This window comes from Aeromicrobium sp., assembly GCF_050700635.1.
GTDB lineage: Bacteria > Actinomycetota > Actinomycetes > Propionibacteriales > Nocardioidaceae > Aeromicrobium.
This window is the reverse complement of the sequence record NZ_JBOHDT010000157.1, coordinates 1-5,472: the sequence shown is the minus strand read 5'-3', so window position 1 is coordinate 5,472 and position 5,472 is coordinate 1. Positions and strand designations below refer to the sequence as shown.

Here is a 5,472-nt window from a genome sequence, read left to right as displayed (position 1 = left end):
CACCTCCGGGGGTGCCAGAAGGCCACGGCGCGCTAACGCCTGACCTTCAGATGAATGGAACCTGTCGGTCCCTTCCAAGCACCTCCGGAGGTGTCCGTGAAGGACTACCCAGACCTATATCAGCCGGTCAGGTCACGCACCACGGCGTCGGCCAGCAGGCGACCATCGCGCGTGAGCACGAGGTGATCGCCCTTGACCTCGACCAGGCCACGGTCGGTCAGGGCAGGGACGGCCGCGCGCCCGTCCTCGAGGATGCCGAGCGGCAGGCCCTCGCGCAGCCGCGCCTCGAGCATCACCCGCTCCATCACCGACGCCGAGGGGTCGAGGACCTCGTGGTCGTGCATCGGCGACTCCCCCGCTGCCAACCGTTGGGCGTAGGCGGCCGGGTGCTTGACGTTCCACCAGCGCACGCCGCCGATGTGTGAATGCGCTCCCGGTCCCACCCCCCACCAGTCGGCGCTGTGCCAGTACAGGAGGTTGTGACGACACCGGGCGGCGTCGTCGCGGGCCCAGTTGGACAGCTCGTACCAGCCGAACCCGGCCGATGTGAGCGCGTCGTCAGCCATCAGGTACTTGTCGGCCATCGAGTCGTCGTCGGGCGCCGAGATCTCACCGCGCGCCACGCGTCGGGCGAGGGCGGTGCCCGGCTCGACGATCAGGGCGTAGGCACTGACGTGGTCGGGCCCGAGGCCGATGGCGTGGTCGAGGCTCGCCCGCCAGTCGTCGATCGACTCGCCGGGTGTGCCATAGATGAGGTCGACGCTGATCTGGTCGAACCCGGCTTCCCTGGCCCATCGCACCGCCTCCGGCACGCGGCCCGGGTCGTGGGTGCGGTCGAGCGTCGCGAGCACGTGCGGGACCACTGACTGGACGCCGAACGAGATTCGCGTGAACCCGCCGTCACGCAGCTCGGCGAGCGAGGCGGGCGTGACGCTGTCCGGGTTCGCCTCGGTGGTCACCTCGACGTCGTTGGCGAGCCCGAACGTCTCCTCGAGCGCCCGGAGCATGCCCACGAGGTCGCCGGACGGCAGCTGGGTCGGAGTCCCGCCGCCGACGAACACCGTCTCGACCTCCGGCAGCTCGCCGTGCGCTCCGAGCGTGCTGGCCGCGAGCTCGATCTCGGCGATCGCGGTGTCGGCGTAGGCCGCGCGGGTGGCTCCCTCGCCCAGCTCGTCGGTCGTGTAGGTGTTGAAGTCGCAGTAGCCACAACGCACCGAGCAGAACGGAACGTGCACGTAGACGCCGAAAGGACCGTCCACCGGCGGGATGGACAGTCCTTCGGTCAGCATCTAGTCAGCGTAGAAGCCGTCGAGGATGTCGCGGTAGTTCTCCTCGACCACCTTGCGCTTGAGCTTGAGGCTCGGGGTCAGCTCGCCGGACTCGACCGTGAGGTCGTGGTCGAGGATCTCGAACTTCTTGATCGTCTCCCAGCGGTTGAGCTTGGAGTTGAGCTCGTCGACGTCATTGCTGATCTGCTCGTGCATCTGCGGGGACTTCACGACCTCGGCGTAGGACTTGCCGGACATCCCGTGCGACTCGGCCCAGCCGGCGACGGCATCGGGGTCCAGCGTGATGAGCGCCGAGCAGAAGTTGCGGTCGCTGCCGTGCACGATCATCTGACTGGCGAGCGAGCACACGCCCTTGAAGGTTCCCTCGACGTAGGACGGGGCGACGTACTTGCCACCGGACGTCTTGAAGAGGTCCTTCTTGCGATCGGTGATCTTGAGGAAGCCCTCTGAGTCGAGCTCACCGATGTCGCCGGTCGCGAGCCATCCGTTGCCCACCAGCGCGGATGCGCTCTCGGAGTCGAGATTGTGGTAGCCCTGCATGATGTTCGGGCCCTTGAGGAGGACCTCGCCGTCCTCGGCGATCTTGACCTCGGTTCCCGGCAGCGGGAGACCGACCGAACCCAGCTTGTAGGCGTCCGGGCGGTTGACGAACGCGCCTGCCGACGTCTCGGTGAGTCCGTAGCCCTCCAGGATGAGGACGCCCGCGCCGTGGAACCATTCGGCGATGTCCTGCGAGAGCGCCGCAGCGCCGGAGATGAAGAACTTCACCCGACCGCCGAAGCGTTCACGGATCTTGCTGAACACCAGCCGGTCGGCCACGGCGTGCTTGGCCTTGAGGACCGGTGACACGGACTGGCCGGAGCGGATGGCGCGTGAGTACTCACGACCGACGCTTTCGGCCCACTTGAAGATCTTGAGCTTGGCGCCGCCCTCTTCCTCGACCATGCCGACGATGCGGCCGTACGCCTTCTCGAAGATGCGCGGGGCAGCGCCCATGAACGTCGGCTTCACGACCGCCAGGTTCTCGACGATCTTGGGCACGCGCCCGTCGATCGCGCACGCGAACCCCTCGGCCAGCTGGGCCGTCAACAGCACCTTGCCGAACGAGTGCGCCATCGGCAGCCAGCGGAACTCCAGGTCGTCCTCCGACAGGAAACCTCCGGCCTGGAGCGTGGCGCCCTCGAACGTCCAGCCGTCGTGACTGAGGCGGACTCCCTTGGGGCGTCCGGTGGTGCCCGATGTGTAGATGAGGGTGGCGAGGTCGCCGGGCTCGATGGCCGCGACGCGCTGCTCGACGACCTTCGGGTCCTTCGCGAGGAGATCGACGCCGAGCTGCTCGAGATCGTCGAACCCGATGACCCAGTCGCCGTCGGTCTGACCGTCGAACGTGACGACCTTCGCGACGTCGGGCAGCTCCGAGCGCTTCTCGATGAGCTTCTTGATCTGCTCGTCGTCCTCGGCGAAGACGATGCGGCTGCTCGAGTCGGCCAGGATGTACGCGACGTCCTCGGCGGCTGTGGTGGGGTACACGGTGGTCGTGGCCGCGGCGGCGGCGTTGATGGCGAGGTCGGCGAAGATCCACTCGTACCTCGTGCCCGAGGCGATGGCGACGCGCTGCTCCGGTTCGATGCCGAGCGCCACGAGGCCGGCGGCCAGCTTGGTGACGTGCTCACCCGTCTCGCGCCAGGTGAGCGAGTGCCACACCTCGTCCTCGTCGGGGTAGCGATAGGCCTCGCGGCCGGCTGACTTCTCGACCCGGTCATAGAACATCCGGGCGACACTCGGCGCTCGGTTCTCGATGATCTCGAGCTGTTCCGGGGTTGCGACGACTGGGCTCATGAGCATCCTTCACACCTCGTACCGGGGGAATGTGGTGTCGCTCACCCTAACCCACGGACTGGTCAGGCGATCGGGGCGGCGGGCGTCTGCTCATCCCGGGGTGTCGCCGGTGGAGAGCGCCGCGATGAATGCCTCCTGGGGGACCTCCACTCTCCCCACCATCTTCATGCGCTTCTTGCCCTCCTTCTGCCTCTCCAGCAGCTTGCGCTTGCGGCTGATGTCGCCGCCGTAGCACTTGGCGAGGACGTCCTTGCGGAGGGCGCGGATGTTCTCACGGGCGATGATGCGCGCCCCGATCGCTGCCTGGATGGGCACCTCGAACTGCTGCCGCGGGATGAGCTCCTTGAGCCTTCCGGCAAGCGCGACTCCGTAGGCGTAGGAGCTGTCGCGGTGGACGATCGCGCTGAACGCGTCGACCGGCTCACCCTGCAGCAGGATGTCGACCTTCACCAGATCGGCTTCCTGCTCGCCGGTAAGTTCGTAGTCGAGCGATGCGTACCCCTTCGTGCGGCTTTTCAATGCGTCGAAGAAGTCGAACATGATCTCGCCCATGGGGAGCGTGTAGCGGATCTCGACGCGGTCCTCGGACAGGTAGTCCATCCCCTGCAGCTGGCCGCGGCGGGCCTGGCAGAGCTCCATGATCGCGCCGATGTACTCCGACGGGCTCAGCACCGTGGCCTTCACCATTGGTTCGAAGACCCTCGCGATCTTTCCGGTCGGGTACTCGCTCGGGTTGGTCACCACCACTTCGGTGCCATCTTCCATGTCGACGCGGTAGACGACGTTCGGCGCGGTGCTGATGAGGTCGAGGTCGAACTCGCGTTCCAGCCGTTCGCGAACGATCTCCAGGTGCAGCAGGCCGAGGAACCCGATGCGGTAGCCGAAGCCGAGGGCGCCGGACGACTCCGGCTCATACGACAGGGCGGCGTCGTTGAGCTGCAGCTTGTCGAGGGCGTCACGCAGTCCCGGGTAGTCGTCGCCGTCGATCGGGTACAGACCGGCGAACACCATGGGGTTCGGGTGCCGGTAGCCGCCCAGCGCCTCGGTGGCTCCGTGGACGTTCGACGTCACGGTGTCGCCGACCCGGCTCTGCCGGACCTCCTTGACACCGGTGATGAGGTAGCCGACCTCGCCGACGCCGATCTTGCCGGCCTTGACCGGATCGGGTGAGATGACGCCGACCTCGAGCATCTCGTGCACGGCGCCGGTGGACATCATCTTGATGCGGTCGCGGTGGGTGAGGGACCCGTCGAAGACCCGGACGTACGTGACTACCCCGCGGTACGTGTCGTACACCGAGTCGAAGATCAGGGCGCGCGGGGGTGCGTCCGGGTCGCCCTGGGGTGGCGAAACCTCATCGACGATCGTGTTGAGCAGTGTCTCGACGCCTTCTCCGGTCTTGGCCGAGACGCGCAGCACGTCCTCCGGTTCGCCGCCGAGGATGTGCGCCAGCTCGGCCGCGTACTTCTCCGGCTGGGCACCCGGCAGGTCGATCTTGTTCAGGACCGGGATGACGTGGAGGTCTGCTTCCATCGCGAGATAGAGGTTCGCCAGCGTCTGGGCCTCGATGCCTTGCGCGGCGTCGACGAGCAGCACCGCACCCTCGCAGGCTTCGAGGCTGCGGCTGACCTCGTAGGTGAAGTCCACGTGACCCGGTGTGTCGATGAGGTTCAGCACGTACGTGGTGCCGGCGTCGTCGCCGGTGGACTTGGTGAACGGCAGCCGTACGGCCTGGCTCTTGATGGTGATGCCGCGCTCGCGCTCGATGTCCATCCGGTCGAGGTACTGGGCCCGCATCGCGCGGCCGTCGACGACACCGGTGTGCTGCAGCATCCTGTCGGCGAGCGTCGACTTCCCGTGGTCGATGTGCGCGATGATGCAGAAGTTGCGCAGGATCTGGGGGTCGGTCGCGCCGGGCTGGGGGGCGTGATCAGGGGATTTCGGCATGGCCTGCCCATTGTGTCAGGGCTACGGATTTGGGCCGCCGCTGCGGTGGCTGGTAATGTGAGCGGTCGCGTGCTCGGGCACGCTCCTCTTCTTGCATCACCCTCCACCAGCCGAAAACAGACAGGTCAGACACGTGGCGAACATCAAGTCGCAGATCAAGCGGAACCGCCAGAACGACGCGGCTCGCGATCGCAACAAGGCCGTGCGTTCGGCGCTGAAGACGGCCGTGCGCCGCTTCCACGATGCCGCCGACGCAGGCAAGACCGACGACGCCAAGACGCTGGCCGTCGACGCCAACCACAAGCTCGACCAGGCCGCGTCCAAGGGTGTCATCCACAAGAACCAGGCCGCGAACCGCAAGTCGGCCATCGCGAAGCGCGCCGCCTCGCTCTGAGGC

4 protein-coding genes are annotated in these 5,472 nt (G+C 67.0%); 1 reads left to right on the top strand and 3 read right to left on the bottom strand.

Going from position 1 to position 5,472, the window contains the following annotated elements:
• Window positions 1-119: 119 nt before the first annotated feature.
• The 3 genes from hemW to lepA form a co-directional block, all read right to left on the bottom strand.
• Complete coding sequence (gene hemW, locus ACRDPN_RS11940) at window positions 120-1,289, bottom strand: radical SAM family heme chaperone HemW (protein ID WP_431448051.1); 1,170 nt, start codon at window positions 1,287-1,289, stop codon at window positions 120-122.
• Window positions 1,290-3,128 (bottom strand): AMP-dependent synthetase/ligase, encoded by a 1,839-nt coding sequence (locus tag ACRDPN_RS11935; RefSeq protein ID WP_431448049.1) that lies wholly within the window; start codon window positions 3,126-3,128, stop codon window positions 1,290-1,292. It lies immediately after the preceding gene.
• Window positions 3,129-3,218: 90 nt separating this feature from the next.
• Window positions 3,219-5,075, bottom strand: a complete 1,857-nt coding sequence (gene lepA, locus ACRDPN_RS11930; protein WP_431448046.1) for a translation elongation factor 4 — start codon at window positions 5,073-5,075, stop codon at window positions 3,219-3,221.
• A 133-nt stretch (window positions 5,076-5,208) separates the two neighbouring features.
• Between lepA and rpsT the strand changes: the two genes are divergently transcribed.
• On the top strand, window positions 5,209-5,469 hold the full coding sequence (gene rpsT / locus ACRDPN_RS11925) for a 30S ribosomal protein S20 (RefSeq protein WP_431448043.1): 261 nt from the start codon (window positions 5,209-5,211) through the stop codon (window positions 5,467-5,469).
• Window positions 5,470-5,472: the final 3 nt, after the last annotated feature.

What these genes read in the sequence shown, in the direction of transcription:
- hemW (WP_431448051.1), bottom strand. Translation starts at nt 1,289, where the DNA reads ATGCTGACCGAAGGACTGTCCATCCCGCCGGTGGACGGTCCTTTCGGC.
- ACRDPN_RS11935 (WP_431448049.1), bottom strand. Translation starts at nt 3,128, where the DNA reads ATGAGCCCAGTCGTCGCAACCCCGGAACAGCTCGAGATCATCGAGAAC.
- lepA (WP_431448046.1), bottom strand. Translation starts at nt 5,075, where the DNA reads ATGCCGAAATCCCCTGATCACGCCCCCCAGCCCGGCGCGACCGACCCC.